At 66.2% G+C, this 22,036-nt stretch carries 23 protein-coding genes and 4 tRNA genes; 11 read left to right on the top strand and 16 right to left on the bottom strand.

Features of this window, described 5'->3' with window-relative positions; translation table 11 throughout:
- Positions 1-224: 224 nt before the first annotated feature.
- The 6 genes from PL79_RS27205 to rph form a co-directional block, all read right to left on the bottom strand.
- Entirely contained in the window at positions 225-518 is a 294-nt protein-coding gene (locus PL79_RS27205) for a hypothetical protein (protein WP_044848553.1), read from the bottom strand.
- Positions 519-655: 137 nt separating this feature from the next.
- The gene (locus PL79_RS27200; RefSeq protein ID WP_044848554.1) at positions 656-1,057 is read right to left on the bottom strand and encodes a hypothetical protein; all 402 of its coding nucleotides are present in this window, start codon (positions 1,055-1,057) and stop codon (positions 656-658) included.
- Between the two features lie 148 nt (positions 1,058-1,205).
- Positions 1,206-1,293, bottom strand: a tRNA-Ser gene (locus PL79_RS27195).
- Positions 1,294-1,335: 42 nt separating this feature from the next.
- Positions 1,336-2,550 carry a radical SAM family heme chaperone HemW gene (gene hemW, locus PL79_RS27190; RefSeq protein ID WP_044848528.1) on the bottom strand — a complete coding sequence of 405 codons (1,215 nt, stop codon included), beginning with the start codon at positions 2,548-2,550 and terminating at the stop codon, positions 1,336-1,338.
- Between the two features lie 34 nt (positions 2,551-2,584).
- Positions 2,585-3,214 (bottom strand): RdgB/HAM1 family non-canonical purine NTP pyrophosphatase, encoded by a 630-nt coding sequence (gene rdgB / locus PL79_RS27185; protein ID WP_044848529.1) that lies wholly within the window; start codon positions 3,212-3,214, stop codon positions 2,585-2,587.
- A complete protein-coding gene (gene rph / locus PL79_RS27180; protein ID WP_044848530.1) occupies positions 3,207-3,947 on the bottom strand; it encodes a ribonuclease PH in 741 nt (246 codons plus the stop codon). The genes rdgB and rph overlap by 8 nt, the downstream gene beginning before the upstream one ends.
- A gap of 175 nt (positions 3,948-4,122) precedes the next feature.
- Here rph and PL79_RS27175 point away from each other — a divergent pair, with 175 nt between their 5' ends.
- From PL79_RS27175 to PL79_RS27160, 4 genes are all read left to right on the top strand, one after another.
- Positions 4,123-5,046 carry a YicC/YloC family endoribonuclease gene (locus PL79_RS27175; RefSeq protein WP_044848531.1) on the top strand — a complete coding sequence of 308 codons (924 nt, stop codon included), beginning with the start codon at positions 4,123-4,125 and terminating at the stop codon, positions 5,044-5,046.
- A gap of 6 nt (positions 5,047-5,052) precedes the next feature.
- Positions 5,053-5,727 carry a guanylate kinase gene (gmk, locus tag PL79_RS27170; protein WP_044848532.1) on the top strand — a complete coding sequence of 225 codons (675 nt, stop codon included), beginning with the start codon at positions 5,053-5,055 and terminating at the stop codon, positions 5,725-5,727.
- A 58-nt stretch (positions 5,728-5,785) separates the two neighbouring features.
- The gene (gene rpoZ / locus PL79_RS27165) at positions 5,786-5,989 is read left to right on the top strand and encodes a DNA-directed RNA polymerase subunit omega (protein ID WP_044848533.1); all 204 of its coding nucleotides are present in this window, start codon (positions 5,786-5,788) and stop codon (positions 5,987-5,989) included.
- Between the two features lie 63 nt (positions 5,990-6,052).
- Entirely contained in the window at positions 6,053-8,419 is a 2,367-nt protein-coding gene (locus PL79_RS27160; protein ID WP_044848534.1) for a RelA/SpoT family protein, read from the top strand.
- A 196-nt stretch (positions 8,420-8,615) separates the two neighbouring features.
- Here PL79_RS27160 and PL79_RS27155 read toward each other — a convergent pair.
- The 3 genes from PL79_RS27155 to PL79_RS27145 form a co-directional block, all read right to left on the bottom strand.
- Positions 8,616-8,692, bottom strand: a tRNA-Arg gene (locus tag PL79_RS27155).
- Between the two features lie 61 nt (positions 8,693-8,753).
- Positions 8,754-8,830, bottom strand: a tRNA-Arg gene (locus PL79_RS27150).
- Positions 8,831-8,897: 67 nt separating this feature from the next.
- Positions 8,898-8,974: transfer RNA gene (locus PL79_RS27145), tRNA-Arg, on the bottom strand.
- A gap of 131 nt (positions 8,975-9,105) precedes the next feature.
- On the opposite strand from PL79_RS27145, the gene greB reads away from it, so the two are divergent.
- Positions 9,106-9,669: a transcription elongation factor GreB gene (gene greB / locus PL79_RS27140; protein ID WP_044848535.1), complete on the top strand. Its 564-nt coding sequence runs from the start codon at positions 9,106-9,108 to the stop codon at positions 9,667-9,669.
- Between the two features lie 108 nt (positions 9,670-9,777).
- On the opposite strand, the gene PL79_RS27135 is transcribed toward greB, so the two are convergent.
- Positions 9,778-10,920 carry a porin gene (locus PL79_RS27135; protein WP_044848536.1) on the bottom strand — a complete coding sequence of 381 codons (1,143 nt, stop codon included), beginning with the start codon at positions 10,918-10,920 and terminating at the stop codon, positions 9,778-9,780.
- Positions 10,921-11,429: 509 nt separating this feature from the next.
- The gene (locus PL79_RS27130; protein ID WP_044848537.1) at positions 11,430-11,699 is read right to left on the bottom strand and encodes a hypothetical protein; all 270 of its coding nucleotides are present in this window, start codon (positions 11,697-11,699) and stop codon (positions 11,430-11,432) included.
- A 393-nt stretch (positions 11,700-12,092) separates the two neighbouring features.
- On the opposite strand from PL79_RS27130, the gene PL79_RS27125 reads away from it, so the two are divergent.
- Positions 12,093-12,296, top strand: a complete 204-nt coding sequence (locus PL79_RS27125) for a cold-shock protein (protein ID WP_006476615.1) — start codon at positions 12,093-12,095, stop codon at positions 12,294-12,296.
- Positions 12,297-12,457: 161 nt separating this feature from the next.
- Positions 12,458-13,585, top strand: coding sequence for an exonuclease domain-containing protein (locus PL79_RS27120; protein ID WP_044848538.1), 1,128 nt, complete (start codon positions 12,458-12,460; stop codon positions 13,583-13,585).
- Between the two features lie 31 nt (positions 13,586-13,616).
- On the opposite strand, the gene PL79_RS27115 is transcribed toward PL79_RS27120, so the two are convergent.
- A complete protein-coding gene (locus PL79_RS27115) occupies positions 13,617-14,210 on the bottom strand; it encodes a chorismate mutase (RefSeq protein WP_044848539.1) in 594 nt (197 codons plus the stop codon).
- Positions 14,211-14,437: 227 nt separating this feature from the next.
- Positions 14,438-14,584 carry a hypothetical protein gene (locus PL79_RS36270; RefSeq protein ID WP_009690993.1) on the bottom strand — a complete coding sequence of 49 codons (147 nt, stop codon included), beginning with the start codon at positions 14,582-14,584 and terminating at the stop codon, positions 14,438-14,440.
- A gap of 198 nt (positions 14,585-14,782) precedes the next feature.
- Here PL79_RS36270 and PL79_RS27110 point away from each other — a divergent pair, with 198 nt between their 5' ends.
- The 4 genes from PL79_RS27110 to PL79_RS27095 all read left to right on the top strand — a co-directional run bounded on the left by PL79_RS27110 (position 14,783) and on the right by PL79_RS27095 (position 19,374).
- On the top strand, positions 14,783-15,172 hold the full coding sequence (locus PL79_RS27110; RefSeq protein ID WP_044848540.1) for a DUF2946 domain-containing protein: 390 nt from the start codon (positions 14,783-14,785) through the stop codon (positions 15,170-15,172).
- A 127-nt stretch (positions 15,173-15,299) separates the two neighbouring features.
- The gene (locus tag PL79_RS27105; RefSeq protein WP_044848541.1) at positions 15,300-17,648 is read left to right on the top strand and encodes a TonB-dependent receptor; all 2,349 of its coding nucleotides are present in this window, start codon (positions 15,300-15,302) and stop codon (positions 17,646-17,648) included.
- A complete protein-coding gene (locus PL79_RS27100; protein WP_044848542.1) occupies positions 17,636-18,895 on the top strand; it encodes a sialidase family protein in 1,260 nt (419 codons plus the stop codon). The genes PL79_RS27105 and PL79_RS27100 overlap by 13 nt, the downstream gene beginning before the upstream one ends.
- Positions 18,892-19,374, top strand: coding sequence for a TlpA family protein disulfide reductase (locus tag PL79_RS27095; RefSeq protein ID WP_044848543.1), 483 nt, complete (start codon positions 18,892-18,894; stop codon positions 19,372-19,374). Before PL79_RS27100 ends, PL79_RS27095 begins: the two co-directional genes overlap by 4 nt.
- 83 nt (positions 19,375-19,457) lie before the next feature.
- Here the strand turns inward: PL79_RS27095 and PL79_RS27090 are convergent, their stop codons facing one another.
- From PL79_RS27090 to PL79_RS27080, 3 genes are all read right to left on the bottom strand, one after another.
- A complete protein-coding gene (locus PL79_RS27090) occupies positions 19,458-19,712 on the bottom strand; it encodes a GlsB/YeaQ/YmgE family stress response membrane protein (protein WP_044848544.1) in 255 nt (84 codons plus the stop codon).
- A 226-nt stretch (positions 19,713-19,938) separates the two neighbouring features.
- Positions 19,939-20,151, bottom strand: coding sequence for a hypothetical protein (locus PL79_RS27085; protein ID WP_044848545.1), 213 nt, complete (start codon positions 20,149-20,151; stop codon positions 19,939-19,941).
- The gene (locus PL79_RS27080) at positions 20,148-21,893 is read right to left on the bottom strand and encodes an FAD-dependent oxidoreductase (protein WP_044848546.1); all 1,746 of its coding nucleotides are present in this window, start codon (positions 21,891-21,893) and stop codon (positions 20,148-20,150) included. Before PL79_RS27080 ends, PL79_RS27085 begins: the two co-directional genes overlap by 4 nt.
- Positions 21,894-22,036 lie beyond the last annotated feature (143 nt).

The raw sequence follows: 22,036 nt of genomic DNA, 5'->3' as shown, positions 1-22,036 counted from the left end.
GGAGGGTGACGATAAAAAAATGATAGGCGTCTGCGCGCGGCGCGTTATCGGGACAAACGCATAGCACGCGAAGCGCGATGTGCCGATTCGCGGAGGATGGCGATTCGGCGGGGCTTCCGGCGCGCATCGCGACGCGATGTGACATGACACGTGACCATGCGGGCACGACGATTGCGCACGCGCGGCGCGTGCCGGACGCAACGGCAGCGGCGTGCTCGACCGGCTCAGTAGCCGTGTGTCACGAGCGATAGAACGGACAGGTCCGGATGCGTGCCGTCGATGATGGTCTTGCCGATGTGCACGGCTTCATGCACCGCTTCCTCGACGCTCGCGAAGCTTTCTTCGCCGTCCGCATGGAACGGCACGGCATGATCCGGCAGCGCGGGGTTCACGCCCGGATGGCAGACATAGCCTGTGTAGGTGTAGCGCGCATCGCTGCCGGGGACGAGGCCCGGCACCACATGGATCTCGAAGCCTTCGTAATCGACGTGATCGGGCGCTGTCGACAGTTCGGTCATGGCGGTCTCCGTGTGCCGCACGCACGGATGGTGCGGGCGGCATCGAATTGCGGCGGCGGTCGTGTCGCCGTGCTGATCGAATTCTAGGCGATGGCGGCCCGGCCCGTGAGGGCTGCGCGCGTCGCAGGCGGTGCGTGTTACCGCGTGCAGCGCGCGTCCTTGCGCTGCACCACGAGGATCACCGGATACTTCTGGCCGTGCTCGAGTTCCACCGGCGCGACGACCGTCAGCGTCGCCGGGTCGGAATCGTCGTACACGCTGACCTGCTCGTTGCGGATGTAGGTCACGCCGGTGCAGTTCGTCGCGCGGCCGTCATCCGATACCTTGCACTGGAGCTCGTTTTCCTTCAGGTAGTTGTACGGCGTCGGGCTCGCGAGATATTCGCGCAGGCCGCGCGGCGAGCCGCCGACGCCCTTCACGTACGCGATCGCGCACGACGGTGTTTGCGCGTCGGTGCCGGAGGCGGAATCGGCGGCCGCTGCGTGCGTGCCGACGGCGGCCAGCAGTGCGACGAGCGACGAGGCGATGAAGGGCTTCATGACGTGGATTTCCCGTTTCGCGAATCGGAGCGCCGGATTGTAACGGCATCGGGCGAGATGCGTCGGCAGGCGGAGGCGGGCAGCGTGCGCGCCGCGGACAAACAAAAACCCCGTCATTCGATGAATGGACGGGGTTGGGCGAACTTCCTGGCGGAAGCGGTGAGATTCGAACTCACGGACAGTTTCCCGTCGCCGGTTTTCAAGACCGGTGCCTTAAACCGCTCGGCCACGCTTCCACACGAGGCGGCATTGTAACCGAAATGCCGCCTCGTTCCGCTTCAATCGTCACGCAGGAACAATTCCTGCAAGTCGTTGAGGAAACGCTGGCCGAGCGGCGTCGGTGCGATCTGCGCGAAATCGCGCGTGATCAGCCCGCGCCGTTCCGCTTCCTTCAGCGCCGGCTCGATCGTGCTGATCGGCAAACCCGTGCGTTCGACGAAGCTGTGCACCGGGAAGCCCTCGACGAGCCGCAGCGTGTTCAGCATGAACTCGAACGGCAGGTCGCGCGCACCGACTTCGCGCTCTTCCTGCACTGGCGTGCCGGCCATCGCCTGTTCGATGAAGGTGGCCGGATGCTTGTAGCGTGCCTGCCGCAGGATCCGGTTCGGGAACGACAGCTTCGTGTGCGCGCCCGCACCGATCCCGAGATAGTCGCCGAAGCGCCAGTAGTTCAGGTTGTGCTTGCACTGATGATTCGGCTTCGCGTACGCCGACACTTCGTAGCGGTCGTAGCCGGCCTCGGCCGTGCGCGCGTGGATCCATTCCTGCATGTCGGCCGACGCGTCGTCGTCGGGTACCGCGGGCGGAAACTTCGCGAACAGCGTGTTCGGCTCGAGCGTCAGGTGATACAGCGACAGATGCGGCGGCGCGTACGACAGCGCGGTCTCGATGTCGGTCCGGCATTCGTCGAGCGTCTGGTTCGGCAGCGCGAACATCAGGTCGAGGTTGAAGTTGTCGAACGTCTTCGCGGCGATCTCGACGGCCGCGCGCGCCTGCGCGGTGTCGTGAATGCGGCCGAGCGCTTTCAGATGGCCTTCGTTGAAGCTCTGGATGCCGACCGACAGGCGGTTCACGCCGCTCGCGCGGAATTGCGCGAACTTCGCGGCCTCGAACGTGCCCGGGTTCGCCTCGAGCGTGATCTCGGCGTCGGCATCGAGCGGCAGCAGCGCGCGCACGTCGGACAGCAGCCGGTCGAGGCCGGCCGCGGACAGCAGGCTCGGCGTGCCGCCGCCGATGAACACCGTATGCACCTGCCGGCCCCAGACGAGCGGCAGCGCCTGTTCGAGATCGGCGCGCAGCGCATCGAGGTACTCGGTTTCCGGAAACCGCTCGCCTTTCCACTCGTGCGAGTTGAAATCGCAGTACGGGCACTTGCGCACGCACCACGGAAAATGCACGTACAGCGCGAGCGGCGGCAGCGACGTGAGCCGTACCTGCCCGGGCGACGTGAAGGTCGCGACGACGCGCGCGCCGGTTTCCGCCGCCTGGCTCATGCGGCCTCCGGTTGCGAATGCGTGACGAGGACGATCATGCCGGTTCCTCCGCGAGCCGCGCGAGCAGCGCCTTCAGCGCGAGCGCGCGATGGCTGTGCGTGTTCTTCACGGCCGGCTCGAGTTCGGCCGCCGTCGCGCCGAGCGACGGCAGGAGGAAATACGGGTCGTAGCCGAATCCGTGCTCGCCGCGCGGCGTGTCGACGATCTCGCCCACCCAGCGACCTTCGGCGAACAGCGGTTCGGGATCGTCCGCGTGGCGCACCAGCGCGAGCACGCAGCAATAGTATGCGCGTCGGTCTGCGACGCCGCGCAGCTGCTCGACGAGGTACGCATTGTTGGCCGCGTCGCCCTTGGCGCCGCCCGCGCGCTGCGCGTAGCGCGCCGAATAGACGCCCGGTGCGCCGCGCAGCGCGCGCACGCACAGGCCCGAATCGTCGGCGATCGCCGGCAGGCCGGTGAGCCGCGACGCGTGCCGCGCTTTCGTCAGCGCATTCTCGATGAACGTGCCGAACGGTTCTTCCGCCTCGGGCACGGCCAGGTCGCCCTGCGGCACGATCTCGATGCCGACCGTCGAGAACAGCGCGGTGAATTCGCGCAGCTTGCCGGCGTTGTTCGACGCGAGCACGATGCGCGACAGCGGCGCGAGGGTGCGATCATCAGACATGGCCGGCGCCCAGCACGTCCTTCTGCAGCTGCACGAGCTGGCCGATCCCGCTTTGCGCGAGGTCGAGCAGCGCGTTCATCTCGGCGCGCGAGAACGGCACGCCTTCGGCGGTGCCCTGGACTTCGACGAAGCCGCCGGCGCCCGTCATCACGACGTTCATGTCGGTATCGCACTGCGAATCTTCGGCGTAGTCGAGATCGAGCACGGGCGCGCCTTCGTACACGCCGACCGAGATCGCGGCGACGTGGTCGGTGATCGGCGAGCGCGCGAGCTTGCCGGCCGCGATCAGCTTCGACACGGCGTCGTGCGCGGCGACGAAGGCGCCGGTGATGCTGGCCGTGCGCGTGCCGCCGTCGGCCTGGATCACGTCGCAGTCGATGTGGATCGTGCGCGGGCCGAGCGCCTCCAGATCGAACACCGCGCGCAGCGCACGGCCGATCAGGCGCTGAATTTCCTGCGTGCGGCCCGTCTGCTTGCCGCGCGCCGCTTCACGGTCGCTGCGCGTGTGCGTCGCGCGCGGCAGCATCCCGTATTCGGCCGTCAGCCAGCCCTGGCCGCGATCGCGCAGGAATTCGGGCACGCGCTCGGCGACGCTCGCGGTGCAGATCACCTTGGTATCGCCGAATTCGACGAGTACCGAGCCTTCGGCGTGTTTCGTGTAGTGGCGCGTGAGGGCGACCTTGCGCAGTTCGTCGGCGCGGCGGCCGCTCGGGCGGGACAGGGAAGACGTCATGGGGGAATCGTGGACGGAAGAGGAAACCCCGATTTTAGCGCCGAACGGCAGGCGTGCCCGGCGGGGTGGGACGCAAAAATGGGATAATGCGCGCTTCCCGCCCCGCGCCTTGCAATGCGCCGGGCGCCTCGACATATTCCCGCCCGTGAAGGGCACCCAGACGGCGAGACGAACCATGATCTACAGCATGACGGGCTATGCGAGCGCGACGCGCGAACTCGCGACGGCCACCGGCAACGGCGGCACCAGCGTGTCGGTCGAACTGCGCACCGTGAACTCGCGCTTCCTCGACCTGAATTTCCGCATGCCGGACGATGTGCGCGCGTGCGAACCCGCGCTGCGCGAAATGCTGATGAACAAGCTGTCGCGCGGCAAGGTCGACGTGCGCATCAACCTGCAGCGCGGCGAGCAGAGCATCGGCGCGGGCGCGCTGAACCAGTCGGCGCTCGGCCAGCTGGCCGATCTCGAGCGCGCGGTGCTCGATTCGTTCCCGGGCGTCGGCCGCCTGCGCGCGGGCGAGATCCTGCGCTGGCCGGGCGTGATCGCCGAGAGCGGCGTGTCGGCCGAAGCGATCCGCGACGCGGTGCTCGCGTGCGGCAAGGAAGCGATCGGCGAGCTCGTCGTCGTGCGTTCGCGCGAAGGCGCGCAGCTGGCGACGATGCTGCTGTCGAACGTCACCGAAATGGAAGCGATCGTCGCGCGCATCACGCCGCTCGTGCCTGAGCTGATCGCGAAGCATCAGCAGAAGATCGTCGAGCGGCTGCAGGAAGCGCTCGGCATCGCGGCGCCCGAAGGCAGCGCGCCGATCGTCACGCGCGAGGAAGCCGCGGAACGCATTCGTCAGGAAGTAACGATGTACGGCATCCGGATCGACATCGCGGAAGAGCTGTCGCGACTCACCGCGCACCTGAACGAAACGCGTCACGTGATCGAGAAGGGCGGCCGCGTCGGCAAGCGTCTCGACTTCATGATGCAGGAACTGAATCGCGAAGCAAACACGCTCGGCTCGAAGGCGGCGGCGAAGGAACTCGCCGACGCATCGATGGCGCTCAAGCTGTTGATCGAGCAGATGCGTGAGCAAGTGCAAAACCTGGAGTAAAGCAAGATGATCCACCCCACTCACGACGCACATACGCTTCACGCGGGCGTCTATCCCGGCAACCTGTTCATGGTCATCGCGCCGTCGGGTGCCGGCAAGTCGACGCTCGTGAACGCGCTGCTGTCGAAGGACAGCGACATCTGCCTGTCGATTTCGTACACGACGCGCAAGCCGCGCCCGGGCGAGCAGGACGGCCAGCACTATCACTTCACGAGCGTCGAGGATTTCCGCGCGCGCCACGCCGCGCACGAATTCCTCGAGAGCGCGGAAGTGCACGGCAACTATTACGGCACGTCGCGCGTCTGGATCGAAGAGCAGATGATGAACGGCCACGACGTGCTGCTCGAGATCGACTGGCAGGGCGCGCAACAGGTGAAGAAGCAGTTCCGCAACGCGGTCGGCATCTTCATCCTGCCGCCGTCGCTCGATGCGCTCGAGGAACGTCTGAAGAAGCGCGGCCAGGACGAGCCGAACGTGATCACGCGGCGCCTGCTGGCTGCCGGCAGCGAGATCGCGCACGCGTCGGAAGCGGAATACGTCGTGATCAACGAGAATTTCGATCGTGCGCTCGCCGAACTCGAATGCATCGTCGCGGCCACGCGCCTGCGCTTTGCTTCGCAGTACGCGCGACACGCGGAGCTGTTCATCGAGCTCGGCATCCATCTGCCCCACGCGGAATGACGCGAGGGTAGAGGGACATAAGGTAGAATAACGACTATATTCAGAAGGAATTTCCAACATGGCTCGCATTACCGTCGAAGACTGCCTGAAGCAAATCCCCAACCGCTTCGAACTGGCGCTCGCCGCCACCTACCGCGCGCGGCAGCTCGCGCAAGGCCATACGCCGAAGATCGAGAGCCGCGACAAGCCGACCGTCGTCGCGCTGCGCGAGATCGCCTCCGGCCAGGTCGGCGTCGAGATGCTGAAGAAGGTGCCGGTGTAACGCGCATCCGGCCCGTTCCAGCCATGTAGTCCACGCGCGCAACGACTCGACCTGGAGGCGAATATGAGCACCACCCCATCGTCCGCCTCCGCGGATTCGACCACCGAAGCCACGGCCCAGTCGCCTGCGCGCCAGTACATCGACGCGGTCCTCGAACAGTCCTTTCGGCACCTGTTCGGGCCGACCGCCACGCCGGAGCAGCCGCGCAAGCACGGCGTCGTTTCGATCGCGAAACTGACGGGCGTGCTTGCCGAGTATCTCCCTCCGGAAGAAATCAAAGAGGTCAAGGCGGCGTTCCATTTCAGCGACGAAGCCCACCTCGGTCAATATCGCCAGAGCGGCGAACCCTACATCACCCATCCCGTCGCCGTCGCGGAAATCTGCGCCGGCTGGAAGCTCGACGCGCAAGCCGTGATGGCGGCGCTGCTGCACGACGTGATGGAAGACCAGGGCGTGACCAAGAGCGAGCTGGCCGAACGGTTCGGCCCGAAGGTCGCGGAGTTGGTCGACGGCCTGTCGAAGCTCGACAAGATGGAGTTCCGCAGCCGCGAGGAAGCGCAGGCGGAAAACTTCCGCAAGATGCTGCTCGCGATGGCGCGCGACGTGCGCGTCATCCTCGTCAAGCTCGCCGACCGTCTGCACAACATGCGCACGCTCGGCGCGGTGCCGATGGAAAAGCGCCGCCGCGTCGCCCGCGAGACGCTCGACATCTATGCGCCGATCGCGCACCGCCTCGGGTTGAACAACACGTATCGCGAGCTGCAGGACATGAGCTTCGCGAACTTCAACCCGCATCGCTACGCGACGCTCGAGAAGGCCGTGAAGGCCGCGCGCGGCAACCGCCGCGAAGTGATCAGCAAGATCCTCGAGGCCGCCCAGCGCGCGATGGGCGACGCGAAGCTCGACGCCGAGATCACCGGCCGCGAAAAGACGATCTACAGCATCTATCGCAAGATGCGCGACAAGCAGCTGTCGTTCTCGCAGGTGCTCGACGTGTACGGCTTTCGCGTCGTCGTCGAGAGCCCGCTCGACTGCTACACGTGCATCGGCGCGCTGCACGCGCTGTACAAGCCCGTGCCCGGCAAGTTCAAGGACTACATCGCGATCCCGAAGATCAACGGCTATCAGTCGCTGCACACGACGCTCGTCGGCCCGTTCGGCGCGCCGATCGAGTTCCAGGTGCGCACGCGCAAGATGCACGAGATCGCCGAGGCCGGCGTGGCCGCGCACTGGCTGTACAAGAACGGCGGCGCGGACCTGAACGACGTGCAGAAGCGCGCGCACCAGTGGCTGAAGTCGCTGCTCGACATCCAGAGCGAAGCCGGCGATTCGAGCGAGTTCCTCGAACACGTGAAGATCGACCTGTTCCCGGATGCGGTCTACGTGTTCACGCCGAAGTCGAAGATCATGGCGCTGCCGCGCGGCGCGACGGCGCTCGATTTCGCGTATTCGATCCACAGCGATCTCGGCAACCAGTGCGTGGCCGTGAAGATCAACAACGAGTTGCTGCCGCTGCGTACCGAGCTGAAGAGCGGCGACATCGTCGAGGTGATCACCGCGCCGTATTCGAAGCCGAACCCCGCATGGCTCGGCTTCGTGCGCACCGGCAAGGCGCGTTCGGCGATTCGTCACTACCTGAAGACGATGCGCCTGAACGAGTCGGTGCAGCTCGGCGAGCGGCTCGTCGACCAGAGCCTGAAGGGGTACGGGCTCGCGCTGGCCGATGTGGGGCCGGAAGTGTGGGAGAAGCTCGTCCAGTGGACGGGCAACAAGAGCCGCCAGGAAATCTTCGCGGACATCGGCCTCGGCCGCCGCGTCGCCGCGGTGATGGCCAAGCGCATCGAGGTGCTGATGAGCGGTCGCGATGCGGACGACGATCTGCCGAAGTCAGAGCGGCACCCCGCGCACAATGCGCCGCCGGTCGTGATTACCGGCACCGAAGGGATGTCCGTGCAGCTGTCGGCGTGCTGCCGGCCGATTCCGGGCGACGCGATCATGGGCTATATCGGCATCGGTCTCGGGATGGCGATTCATACGACGGATTGCCGCGTCGCGCAGCGCATCCATCGCCGCGACCCGGGCCGCTGGATCGACGTCGAATGGGCGCCGCAGCCCGGTCGTCTGTTCGACGTCGCGGTGAAGGCGCTCGTGAAGAATACGAAGGGCATCTTCGCGCGCGTCGCGGCGGATATCACGTCGGCGGACGCGAACATCGTTCACATCGCGATGGACGAGGATCTGACGCACGAATCGACGGTGCTGCGCTTCGTGATCCAGGTGAGCGATCGCGTGCATCTCGCGAACGTGATGCGGCGCGTGCGGACCAATCCGGACGTGATGCGGATCATGCGCGAGCGCTCGACCGACGACAGCGTGCACGCGCGTCACGACGGCGGCATGCGCATCGAGCGCGAGCGGCAGGATTACTGACGGTGCGCGTTGCGATGCAGCGGAATGAGACGGCGGCCACGGGCCGCCGTTTTCGTTTGTGATGTGGGCTTGGCGTTGTGTGGCGGCAGCTCCCGCACGATTCGGGCGCGATCGGTGTTGCCGGGAAGAGGAGGGGAGGCGAGGAGGGGAAGCGGAAAAGAAAAAAGGGCCTTCCCGGAGGAAGGCCCTTCTGAGGTGGCGCGGCTGGCAGGATTCGAACCCACGACCCCTTGGTTCGTAGCCAAGTACTCTATCCAACTGAGCTACAGCCGCACGCAAAGCGGTACTACTTCAACTGTCGGAACCTTCTACGGTGGGAAGGTTCCCAAAAAGGTGGCGCGGCTGGCAGGATTCGAACCCACGACCCCTTGGTTCGTAGCCAAGTACTCTATCCAACTGAGCTACAGCCGCACGCAACAACAAAACGCTACAACATCGAACTGAAAGGGCCTTCGGTTGGGAAGGCCCTCGAAAAAGGTGGCGCGGCTGGCAGGATTCGAACCCACGACCCCTTGGTTCGTAGCCAAGTACTCTATCCAACTGAGCTACAGCCGCACGCAGAAGGGGAAGTATAGCAGGGTTGTATAAAAAGGGAAGCCTTATTCGCAAAAAATGTCACCCGATCTTGGGAAGGCCGCCTTCGTGTACCCTTGAAGCATCAGTCATCCATGTGTTGAATCTGCATCATGAACAAGGCGTTTGTCAAAGAGTCGGACGGCGACGACGACGATCTCGACCCGAGTCAGCCCGCGATTCCGGCGGGCACGAAGAATTACATCACCCCGGCCGGCCACAAGCGGCTCAGGGACGAGCTCCTGAACCTGATCGACGTCGAGCGTCCCGAGGTCGTGCGGCTGGTGTCGTGGGCCGCGTCGAACGGCGACCGGTCGGAGAACGGCGACTACATCTACGGCAAGCGGCGGTTGCGCGAGATCGACCGCCGGATCCGCTTCCTGACGAAGCGGCTCGATCTCGCCGAAGTCGTCGACGCGAGCCGCCAGGAGAACGTCGACCAGGTGTTTTTCGGCGCGACCGTCGATTACGCGACGCCGGACGGCGAGGATCATACCGTTACCATCGTCGGGATCGACGAGGTCGATCTCGATCGCGGTTGCGTCAGCTGGATCTCGCCGGTCGCGCGGGCGCTCATCAAGGCGAAGATCGGCGATACCGTCACGCTGATGACGCCGGCCGGTCCCCAGCCGATCGACGTGCTCGACGTTCGCTATCCGGCATCGGGCAGCGCGTGAGCATGGCGCGGCGCATGCGTGCGGTGCAGCGCTGAAACGAACGAGCGCCCCGGGTGGGGCGCTTCGTCATGACGGTCCTGGCCGAACGACCGGGCTCACGCGCATCGCTCAGAAGCGATGGCGCATGCCGGCCGTGACGGCGATCTGCTTGTTGGTGGACGACGCGGTGCCGAGCCCGTTGATGTTCGCGCCGATCGCCAGGCCGTCCGCATTGACCCGCTGGTATTCGCCCTGCAGGTACAGGTCGGTGCGCTTCGACAGCGCATAGTCGGCCTGCAGGTTGAACTGGTGCCAGCTCGGCGTCTGGCCGTCGAGGCGGCTGTCGGTGTACGTGTACGAGCCGGCGAGCGAGAACGCCGGCGTCAGCGCGTAGCGGCCGTTCACTTCGTAATTGTTGAACCGCGTGCCGCCGATGAGCGGGATGCCGCCCGACACGCCGGACTGCCCGGCGCTGATCCTGGCCGAATCGGTCAGGCGTGTCTGCGTGAACACGAAGCCGGCCGTCGCGGGCCCGAACGCGTAGTTGAGGCCCGCGCCCCAGGTGCGCTGACGGCTGGCCCCGAACGTCCAGTCGCCGGCTACCGCGCCCGGGTCGCTGGCCGCGAGCGCCAGCGCGTTGACGTTGTTGTTCAGCTGCATGTACGCGGCCGCGACGTTGAAGCCCATGTAGCTGTACGACGCGCCGACGCTGTACGCGCGGTTGTTCGAGAAATTGCTGGAATTCGAGAAGCCGTACAGCGCACCGAATTTCAGGCCGCCGTAGTTCGCGCTCTGGTACTTGACCGCGTTGTTGATCCGGAACGAGTTGTTCAGGTTGTCGTTGTCGAACGGGTGCGCGAACTGCGTGCCGCCATACTGGGTGCCGGTCAGCGACAGCGGGCCGAGGAAATCGACGACGCTGTCGTACTGGCGGCCGAGCGTGAGCGAGCCGTAGCTCTCGTGCGCGAGCCCGACGAACGCCTGGCGGCCGAATTCGCGGCCGTTCTGCTTGAGTGAACCGTTATTGATGCCGAAGCCGTTTTCCAGCGTGAAGATCGCCTTCAGCCCGCCGCCGAGATCCTCGGTGCCGCGCAGGCCCCAGCGGCTGCCGTTGATCGAGCCGCTCGTCTCCTGCCACGCGCTGTGACCACCCTGGTTGTTCGTGTAGGTGATGCCGGCGTCGATCAGGCCGTACAGCGTGACGGCGCTTTGCGCATGGGCGCCGGTGGCGTACGCGCCCGCCAATGCCGCGACGATCAGGGTCTTTTTCATGATCTGTCTCCAAACAGGATGATGTCGATCGAACCTGCTGCGGGTATCGGCGGCGTCGCAGGTTGGCGACGCCGTGCGCATTGGGCGCGGCACCCTCGTCGGATATCCATTTGCAGTGTACGGATCGGTCCGGGCGTAGAAGAAAATTGCTTCCCGCAATACTGTATTTTGAATCCGGCAAGAATCAGCATATGCGCCGAGAGGCCCGGCCATCAAGACTTTGCGGCACTGCAGCACGCGAAAAAAGCAATCAGGACTGCGTATCGGGTGTCGCGGGCGTTGCGCGATCGCGACAGGCGATCAATGACGGGCGAGAGCAGGCCTAGCGCGATTATTGACACATCGGCAATAGAGGTTTGTGCGGGGCATGGATAATGAAAGGATGTTCTCTCGCTATACTGCGATCTCTGCTTTCCGAAGCAGACTTTTTCGTTGACGGAAAAGATCTCCAAACCTTTGTCGGCGCGACTTCCCAGTCGCGCTTTTTTTTTGCCCTGTCGTTCCGATCCCTACTGCGCGTACGAGCGTCGTTTGCGCTTGCGCTTGCCGGTCGGCTGCGTGTCGTCGGCTTCGGCCTGCGGCGGCGTGTACGTCCAGTCTTCCATTACGTAGTGACGGGCGTCCAGCGGTGACGCCAGCAGGTTCTGCCAATGATCGCCGTGCCAGGTCGGGTCGAACTCGGTGTCGCACGGCGCTTCACGGGTCTCGGCCAGCGCGCGGGACTTGCGGCGTACGCGTGCAAGCCGGCTCGCGAAGCGCTTGAATCCGTCCAGCCACATGGCCTTCTCCTTCCCATTGCCTTTGCACCAGCATCGCAACGTCCCCCGTTTTCCGCAACCCGGAAAAAACCCGAGGAATTTACCGAAGCGATTCGTCCCCGGTATGTTTTTCACGATTTCGATTATTGGCGATCCGATCCCGGTAATATTGACAGGTTCTTGATGCGAATCAATTAATAAAAGGCGATCGTGTACCGATTCCAGTGGCATTAGCGTTTTTTTGATAAAGAAAGCCCTAAAAATTCCCTTGACGCACCCGGATTGTCCAATTTATAAAGTCAGCACTCCGTCCCCGGGCGGAGCGCTGGGGGGAGTGTCGGCGCGCCGTTGCGGGATTTCGGGAAGCGGCTATAACAGTAGCTTTTTTGATCTAAACGAGTGGGGAACGAAGGTATGGATACCGGTATCGTAAAATGGTTTAACGATGCTAAAGGTTTCGGCTTTATTACGTCCGACAATGGCGGCGAAGATTTGTTTGCGCACTTTTCCGAAATCCGGATGGACGGCTTCAAAACGCTGAAGGAAAACCAGCGCGTTTCCTTTGACGTGAAAGTCGGGCCGAAAGGCAAGCAGGCAGCGAATATCCAGGCGGTCTGACGCGCCACGCTTCGCCGATCACGTCCGGCCCCCGCATCGCGGGGGCTTTTTGCTTTCCGGGGCACGAAAACCGGCGGCCGGCGAATCGATTCGGGTTCGGACTGGTCGCGAACACGCCTGCCGGTGCATACTCACGAAAGCATCGTTTCCCCCGTCTTTTCATGTCCGATTCCCGTCCGTCCGATCCCGCCTGCGACCAGCCGCTCGTCTTCGTCGACCTCGAAACCACCGGCGGCTCGTCCGCCGAGCACCGCATCACTGAAATCGGCGTGGTCGAACTCGGTCCGCTCGGCGTATCGACATGGACGACGCTGGTCAATCCGGGACAGTCGATTCCGCCGTTCATCCAGCAGCTGACGGGCATTTCCGACGAGATGGTGCGCGACGCGCCGTCGTTTGCGTCGTTCGCGCCCGCGCTGTTCGAGCGGCTCGACGGCAAGCTGTTCGTCGCGCACAACGCGAGCTTCGACCGTGGCTTCCTGCGCGCCGAATTCGAGCGCGCCGGCATCGCGTTCAATCCGGACGTGCTGTGCACGGTGCGCCTGTCGCGCGCGCTGTTTCCGCGCGAGGCGCGGCACGGACTCGATGCGCTGATCGAGCGGCATGGCCTCGTTCCATCCGCCCGCCACCGGGCACTCGCAGATGCCGATCTGCTTTGGCAGTTCTGGCGGCAATTGCACGAGATCGTGCCGCTCGAGCGTCTGCGCGACCAGATTGCGCGTACGACGCGCCACTTCCGTCTCGCGGGCGGCATGACCGAAGCGTGGCTCGATACCGCGCCGGCCGGATGCGGCGCGTACGCGCTGTTCGGGGAGGACGACCAAGCGCTGTATGTCGGCCGCAGCGTGCGCGTGCGGCAGCGCTTGCGCGCGCTGCTGACCGGCGAGCGGCGCTCGTCGAAGGAAATGCGGATTGCGCAGCAGGTACGGCGGGTCGAGTGGCGGGAGACCGGCAACGAACTGGGCGCGATGCTCGCCGAAGCGCAGTGGATCGCCCGCCTGCGTCCGTCATACAACCGGCGTCCCGCAGCCGATCACGCCCGTGCGGGCAATGCGCCCTGGCCGTTCGACGGTGCGGTCGCTTTCGAAGCGAGCGGCGAGCGCCGCCTGTTTCATGTGATCGACGGCTGGCGCTACCTCGGTACGGCCGAATCGCTCGACGCGGCCGTGCGGCTCGTGGCCGACGGCACGGACGGCGCGTTCGAACCCCATACCCATCGTCTTCTGCAGACGCATCTCGCGCGCGGCCTGCAACTCATTCCGCTCGCGGCACTTACGCCTGCCGACTGAGCAGCGCGGGCCGCGGCGCGCGACGCCGCCGTCAGCCGATCGCGCTGGCGCCGCCTGCGGCGCAAACGTGCGACAACGCGGTGCCGAGCGCCTGCGTCTGGGTGGAGTCGTAGCGGGTGAGCGTCTTCCAGTTCGCGATGCTGCGTGCGAGCCGCGCCTGGCAGTCGGGTGCGTCGCGCAGCGGTGCGACTTGCGCGAGGCCCGTCAGCATCTTTTGCGTGAGCTGGTCGAGTGCCGGCCGCGTGCTGGTTGCGAGGTCGGGCGGCGTGCCTTCCGGCGGCTGCGTCGCGCGCCACTTTGCAAAGAGCGCGTTCTGCACGTCCTTGCTGGCCGCGATCTGATCCTCGAAAAACGTGCGCGCGAACGCCGGATCCACGCCGGACTGTGCGGCGCGCTTCTCCACCGATGCGAGCAGTGCCGCTTCGCGCGGCCGATCCTCGATCGCCTGGTGGTTCGCCCATTTCCATCGTGCGACGGGTTCGGCAAGCGCGAGCCGCTGCGATGCGAGCGCGACGAGATTGGTGAGCGCCGTGTCGTCGCCGTCCGCGCGCGCGACGTGCGGTGACGAAAAAAGGGCGACGCCGAGCGCGGCGACAGCGACGCTGGCACGAATGGCTTGTTTCATCGGAACGATCGGGAGAGGGGAGAGCCGGACAGGCCGGAGGTGGAAAACCAGAAGGATAGACGAAGACAGTCGCGCGGCGGAACGACGCGACAGAAGAATCAGCGGACGCGCTGATCCGGCACCGTCAGGCCGTTGCAGCCGGGGTGCGAAGCGATCTGCGCCGAAAACGCAGCGATGAACCGCACGATATCGATCGACACGTGGCGGTTACAGGACGGAACGTAGGTTCACTTCGGCGAGTACAGCTTGTGCTGCTCGTCGAAGAATGCCCGGACGTGCTCGGGCAATTCGGCGAGGAATTCCACGCCGACGGGTTCCGGATCCGGGCTCATCACTTGCTCGGGCGGGGGCATGCGGGTTGGTCTTTCGTCCATGTTCGTTTCTCCAGCGGGTTCAATGATTATCAACCTCGCGCTTGGATTTATGCCAGTGGCGAATCGTTAGATTTTGTCTCTGTTGTATTAACGGCACATGCGCTGCTGCGCGCCGAGCAATGCCGACTATCACGCCCTGCACAATCGGCAACAATCGGGCCGCTTGCTATACTTGCGCGCACTTTTTCCTGGACCGCGATGAAACGAACGACGCGATGGATCGGCCTCGTATGGCTGGCGCTGGTACTGAACGTACTGTCGCCCGTCGTCGGCTACGCGCGTCTCGCATCGAGCGGTTCCGGCGGGCTCACGCTCGAATTGTGCAGTGCGGCAGGCGCTCGCGAGGTCGTCCTCGCGCAGTCCGGCGACGACCGCGGCGCGGCGTCGTTCGATCATGCCGGCGTGCCGCACTGCGTGTACTGTCCCGGCTTCGCGGCGAACGTCGCGCTCGGCACGAGCCTGCCCGCGTTGCCGGGTTTCGTGCGCGCGTTCGCGTACCGGGCGGCCGCCCCGGCCGTTCCCGATGTTCCCCGCACGGGCATCCGTCTCGCGCAGCCGCGCGGTCCGCCTGAAAACGTCCCGATCTGATTGATATCGTTCGCGCTCCCCGGTGGCGCGCGTGCCGCCCGCGGCCCGGTCCGCGCGCCGTGCCGTCTGCGCGCGGCGCGTTGGCTTGCGTGCGGCGGCGTCCGGTCACGTTTTCAGGAATTCATCCATGTCGTTCACCTTCGCCGCGCGGCCCTCGCGCGGCCGGCTCGCGCTTGCCTGCGCGGCCGCTTTTGCCTGGCCGGCCGCGCAGGCGGCCTCGATCGATGGCGCATCCGCCGCGCCGGTGCCCGCCGGCGCCGGCAACCCGGCCGGCCGTGCCGCACCGGTCGCCGCGCTCGCCTCTGCGGGCGACACGCTGAGCGCCGTCAGCGTCACCGCAAGCCGGCAACCCGTCGATCCGGACACGCCGGCCGTCGTCGAGTCGATCACGCGCGAGCAGATCGACGCGCACACCAACGTCACCACCGAGGACGCGCTGAAGTACGCGCCCAACCTGATGGTTCGCAGGCGCTACATCGGCGACCGCAACAGCGTGTTCGCCGGCCGCGACTTCAACGAACTGCAGAGCGCGCGCGGGCTCGTGTACGCCGACGGCCTGCTGCTGTCGAACCTGCTCGGCTCGAGCTATGCGTATCCGCCGCGCTGGTCGCTGATCGCGCCCGACGATATCGCGCGCGTCGACGTGCTGTATGGCCCCTTTTCCGCGCTGTATCCCGGCAATGCGATCGGCTCGACCGTGCTGCTGACGACGCGGCGTCCCGACAAGCTCGAGGCGTCCCTGTCGACGCAGTTCTTCACGCAGCGCTATCACGACGGCTACGGGTTCGCGGACAGCTTCGGCGGCAATCACCAGACCGCTCGGATCGCGAACCGCGTCGGCAAGTTCTGGTTCTCGCTGTCGCTCGACCGGCTGGAGAACGACGGCCAGCCGATGCAATATGCGAGCCCCAACGCCGCCTACAACCCGCGGCTGGGTGCCGCGGTGCCCGTGACGGGCGCGGCCACCGACATCGGCCCCAACGGCAAGCCGCGCACGATCGTCGGTGCGCAGAACATCGAGCGGACCGAGCAGCTCAACGAGACGGTCCGGATGGGCTATGCGTTCACGGACCGCGTCGACGCGACGCTGACGCTCGGGCACTGGGAGAACCATTTCCGGCAGCACGGCGAAACCTTCCTGCGCGACGCGGCCGGCAATCCCGTGTACGGCGGCAACGTGTCGCTCGGCGGCCGGAACGTGACCGTCGCGCCGAGCGCGTTCGCGCCGCAGCGCGGCGACCAGGAGAACTGGCTGTACGCGCTCGGGCTGAACGGCCGGCTCGATTCGGGCTGGCGGCTGTCGGGCGTGGTTTCCGCCTACGACGTGTCGCGCGACGTGCTGCGCGCGGCATCGACCGTGCAGGGCGGGGCGGGCACGCTGTTCCAGGGCGACGGCACGGGCTGGCGCACGCTCGACCTGAAGGCCGAGGCGCCGGAGGTGAAGGGACACACGCTCACGTTCGGCTATCACTACGACAACTATTTCCTGCGCAACGTCACGTACAACACGGCCGACTGGCTGGCCGGGCCGACCACGTCGCTCGCGAGCGTCTACCGGGGCGACACGCGCACGCAGGCGCTGTTCGCGCAGGACGCGTGGCGTTTCGCGCCCGGCTGGCTCGCGACCCTCGGCCTGCGCTACGAGCGCTGGGATGCGTACGGCGGCGCGCTCGGCAACGCGAACGGCACGCTCGGCTACGCGGACCGCGGCGCGAATGCGCTGTCGCCGAAAGTCGCGCTGCAATGGGACGCGACGGACGTCTGGCGTTTCCGGCTGTCGTTCGCGACCGGCACCCGCTTCCCGACGGTCGGCGAGCTGTTCCAGGGCACGATCTCGAACAACGCGATCGTCAACAACAACCCGAACCTGCGGCCGGAAAAGGCGATCGACTGGGACTTCACGGCCGAGCGCGACGTGGGCGTCGGCGTCTTGCGCGCGAGCGTGTTCCAGAGCGACCTGCGCGATTCGATCTACAGCCAGACGACGGTGTCGGGCGCGTCGACCGTCACCAACATCTCGAACGTCGATCGCGTGCGCGTGCGCGGCGTCGAACTCGCATTCAGCGGCCAGAACGTCGGGCTGCGCGGGCTCGACATCGACGCGAACGTGTCGGCGAGCAACGCGCAGATCCTGGCCGACACCGCGAATCCCGCGTACGTCGGCTCGCGCTTTCCGCGCATCCCGCGCATGCGCGCGAACCTGCTCGCGTCGTACCGCTTCGACGAGCACTGGCTCGCGAGCGTCGGCGTCCGCTACTCGGGCCGCCAGTTCAACACGCTCGACAACAGCGACGTGAATCCGGACGTGTACGGCGGCACGAGCATCTTCACGGTCGTCGACCTGAAGGCGCGTTACCGGTTCGATCGTCACTGGACTGCGTCGGTCGGCATCGACAACCTGACGGACCGCCGCTACTACGTGTTCCATCCGTATCCGGGCCGCACTTTCTTTGGAGAACTGAAATGGTCGCTGTGAAATCGCTCGCGGCAGGCTGCGCGCTGTGGCTCGCGGCGCTGTCGCCTGCCGGCGCGCACGACGCGCCGAAAGCCGCCGATCCGCATGCGGCGCACATGAGCATGCAGGCCGCGCCGGCGCAACAGAAGCAGCCGCTCGCGACCGGCGCCGCGTTCGACGCGCGGCACCGGCTGTGGGTCGCATGGGTCGAAGGCGCGCACGTCGTCGTCGCGCACTCGGACGATGCGGGCCGCACGCTGTCCGCGCCCGTGACCGTCAACGCGATGCCCGAGCCGATCTACACGAGCGCGGAGAATCGCCCGAAGATTGCGACGAGCCCGGACGGTCGCGCGGTGTACGTATCGTGGTCGATGCCGCTGGATGCGCCGTACACCGGCATGGTGCGCTTCGCGCGTTCGCTCGACGGCGGCGCGACCTGGAGCGTGCCGGTCACCGTGCATCGCGACCGGCAGGCGATCACGCACCGCTTCGACATGATGGCGGTCGATCCGGCCGGCAACATCGCGATCGCGTGGATCGACAAGCGCGATCTCGTCGCGGCGAAGGCGGCGGGGCAGGCGTACGAAGGGGCGGCCGTCTACTACGCGGTGTCGCGCGACGGCGGCGCGTCGTTCGAGCCCGAGCGCAAGGTGACGGATCACACCTGCGAATGCTGCCGCATCGCGATGGCGATCGATCCGGCCGGGCACATCGAAGCCGTGTGGCGCAACGTGTTCCCGGGGCAGATCCGCGACCATGCGCTCGCGGTGTTGCCTGTTTCGGCATCGGAGTCCGTCGTGCCGGTGCGTGCGACGTTCTCGAACTGGCATGTCGAGGCTTGCCCCGAGCACGGGCCGGCGCTCGCGATCACGCCGGACGGCACGCGCCATCTTGCGTGGTTCGGCGTCGTCGACGGCCGCGCCGACGTGTTCTATTCGCGCATCGGCGCCGATGGCCGGCCGAGCGGCACGCCGTGGGCGTTCGGCGCGAATCCGGCGGTGCCGGCCGAGCAGGCATCGCATGCGGCGCTCGTCGTGCGCGGCGAGGTCGTCTGGCTCGCATGGAAGGCGTTCGACGGCGACACGATGCAGATCAAGCTGCGCCGCTCGGACGATCGCGGCGAGCACTGGTCGGCGCCGCGCGTGATCGCGTCGACGTCGGGCGCGAGCGACAACCCGCAACTGCTCGACGACGCGGGCCGCATCTACCTGTCGTGGCGTACGCGTAACGACGGCTACCGGCTGATTGCCGTGGAGGGGGCGCTATGAAACGGCTGATCGTGTTGATGGGCGCCGTGTTCGCAAGCCTGCCGGGATGGGCCGGCGAACTGCAGCCGCTGCGCGCGGCCGAGGTCGCGAAGGTCTACGCGACGGCGCACGAACGGCCGCTCGCAGTCGAGATCTGGTCGCTCGATTGTGGCTACTGCCGCGAGAACGCCGCGCATCTGGTCGCGTGGCAGCGCCGCCATCCGGACGTGCAACTCGCGATGGTCTCGATGGACGCGTACGACGACAACGGTGCGGCAATCGCACAGGCGCTCGCGCAAATGAACCTGCCGCCGCAGGTCGCGCAGTATGCGAACGCCGAGCCGATGCCCGAGCGTCTGCGGGCGGCGCTCGATGCGGGATGGCGGGGAGAAATGCCGCGTACCGTGTGGGTTGGCCGCGACGGCGCACGCGATGCGCGCAGCGGCTTGCTGACGACCGACGTGCTCGACGGCTGGTTGCAGCGCGGCAAGCGCCGCTGAAACGGACGGCGGCGCGGGGGATGCCCCGCGCGCCGCTTCGATGCAACGAACGAAAGCGCGCCCGAAGGCGCGCGAGAAGATCGTCAGGCCGCGCGCCTGAACAGCCGGATCACGAACAGCAGGATCACGGCGCCGATGACCGCGACGATCACCGAGCCGATGAAGCCGCTGCCGAGGGTGATGCCGAGCAGCCCGGCCAGCCAGCCGCCGATCACCGCGCCGACGATACCGACGATGATGTCGACGATCAGGCCGAACCCGCCGCCCTTGACGAGCACGCCCGCCAGCCAGCCGGCGATCGCGCCGATGATGAGCCACATAATCAAGCCATGAGTCATGGTGATCCTCTCCTTGTGTTGAGTCGAAATGACCGGACGTCGGCTGTTTCGCCGCAACCTGCATGAAGGCGGCATGCGACTCGCCGCGCCGCCCACGCAATGTAACGCGATAGACGGGTCGGAATCGTTAAGTAATGTTATGCACCCTTAACGGGTTTTTCCAGAGGATTCGTCTGTCATTCGAAATGAATCTGTAAGGACGGGCCGCACGATGGTGCGTCATGCGTCATCGTCCGTGCGTCGGCGCCGGTGTGCCCGTGTCGGGCAGGCCGTCGCCGGCGTCGGCAATCAGGCGGTTGACGGTTGCCGTATCGCCGATCGCCTCGATCGCCAGCAACGCGAAGCGGGCAAGAAAGAGCGCCGCATCGGCTTCGCCGATGCCGGTCATCGTGCGGCACAGGTCGGTATAGAGGATGTCGCGTTCGGTGTCGGTGATCATGCGTGCTCCTGAATGTTGGCCGGCGTGCGCGGGTGCAGCGCGCGTTCGAGTGCCGCGGTCACGTCGGCGGCGCGTGCATCGTGCCAGCGGCCGAGCACGTGTCCGTCCGGACGTACGAGATAGAGGGTGCCGTCGCGCGCGCCGTACAGGTCGAACAGCCGGCCGTCGGCATCGAAGCCGCCGCATCCCGGCTGTTGCGGTGCCGCGTGCCGTGCGAGCGTGACCAGCGCGAACGGTATGCCGGCGTCGTGCAGGTGTCGTTCGAGATCGGCGAACGACGGATCGGACGTACCGTCGCGCATGAAGCGGAACGCGGTGAAACGCGAACCGACGAGATCCGTCAGGTGGCCGCGACGCATGCCTTCGTCGGTGCCGATGTCGCCCGACGCGTGCAGCATCAGCGGACATTCCGCGAGTACCATGCCGGGCGACGGCCCGGCCGAAAACGCATCGCGCTCGTCCGCATTGAGCGGTGACGCCGTGTAGGCGATGGCCGACGTCTGGCGCGGATTGATCAGCGAACGCAACGCCGGATGCCTGACCGCGAGCGTCAGCACGGCCTTGCGCATCAGGTCGAACGCGAACGACGGCGGCGCCATGAACTCGGTGCTCTTGGTGCCGTAGCGCAGGTTCTCGTGCGTCGCAAACACGCGCTCGTCCGAATAGCTGTCGAGCAGCGCCTCCGACGCGAGGCCGCGAATTACGTACGCGAGTTTCCACGCGACGTTGTCGGCGTCGTCGATGCCCGAGTTCGCGCCACGCACGCCGAAGATCGGCACGAGGTGGGCGGCGTCGCCGCAGAACAGCACGCGGCCGTGCCGATAGCGTTCGAGCGTCAGCGCGTTCGCCTTGTAGATCGTGATCCAGATCGGCGACCAGTCGCCGCGCTCGCCCATCATGTCGAGCAGGCTCTGCACGCGCGGGATCACGTTCTCGGGTTTCACGGCCGCTTCGGGATCCTCATCGTCGCGCAGTTGATAGTCGATCCGCCATACGTTGTCCGGCTGCTTGTGGACGAGTACCGTCGAGCCGGGGTTCGACGCCGGGTCGAAGTACGCGAGCCGCTCGGTCGGCCGGTCGCTGTCGAGCGCGATGTCGACGATCACGTAGCGGCCTTCATAGCTTGTGCCCTGCAGCGACAGCCCGAGCGCATCGCGTATCGTGCTGCGCCCGCCGTCGCTCGCGACGACCCAGTCGGCATCGAGTGCATAGCGGCCGAGCGGCGTATCGACGTCGAGGCGCGCGCCGGCCTGGTGCTGCGTGACGCCCGCGACTTTCGTCTGCCAGCGGATCTCGATGAGCTCGGGGCGGCGCAGCGCGGCATCGAGCAGGAACTGCTCGATGTGATACTGCGCGAGGTTCAGCATCGGCTGCAGCTTCTGGTTCTCGTCCTGCGGCATCGTGAAATGCAGCACTTCGTCGTGACGATGGAAACTGCGTCCGCCGCTCCACGGCAGTCCGACGCGCATGAAGCTGTCGAGCGCGCCGAGCCGCTCGATGATCTCGAGGCTGCGTCGCGAGATGCAGATCGCGCGGCTGCCGTGACAGACCGAATCATCGGCTTCGAGCAGCACGCTGCGGACGCCGTGATTGGCGAGGCCGAGTGCGACAGCGAGGCCCACCGGGCCGCCGCCGACGATCGCGACGCGGTGCCGCTGCGTATCGACGCCGGCGCTGCAGGTCGGCAGGTGCGGGGGATGACGCACGGCGACGAACGGGTAGGGTTTGAATTCGATGCCCATCGTTGGCTTCCAGGTTGTGCTGATCGAACGCGCACGCTCGGCGACGCGATGCGTGCGGCAGGTTGGATGCAGTATGGAAGCCGCGCCGGACACCGCTGTCCCCATTCCGGGTACGGCGAACGGCTGGCGGCAGGCCGGGATTT

Source organism: Burkholderia sp. USMB20 (assembly GCF_000949135.2).
Taxonomy (GTDB): Bacteria; Pseudomonadota; Gammaproteobacteria; order Burkholderiales; family Burkholderiaceae; genus Burkholderia.
Note: the sequence above shows the minus strand (reverse complement) of the source record. Positions and strands in the feature narration are given on the sequence as shown.